This window comes from Candidatus Nanopusillus massiliensis, from assembly GCF_920984865.1.
This window is the reverse complement of the sequence record NZ_OV100765.1, coordinates 200,678-201,035: the sequence shown is the minus strand read 5'-3', so window position 1 is coordinate 201,035 and position 358 is coordinate 200,678.

The window sequence follows — 358 nt, the reverse complement described above, 5'->3', positions numbered from 1 at the left end:
TAAAAATCATATTTTTCTAATATTGGAAATATTTTCCAAAAGAATATATATTGATAATGCCNAAATATTCTATCATCTGGATACAATAAATCAATTAGCCATCCTTCATTTTCAATATTTAATTCCTTTAATATTTGATAGTTTATATCTAATATTTTTTCAGATATATCTACATAATAATATTTTCTAGGCTTTTGATCTGAAAAATAAATTGATAAGGGATTTAATCCCGATGCTAAATCTAATATTTCTACTGGTTTTTCAATAAATATATTCTTATATATCTCTTTATAAAAATTTAATCTTTCAGAAGTAGACCTTGTTAACATTAATAATTCTATTATTTTTTGTTCCAATG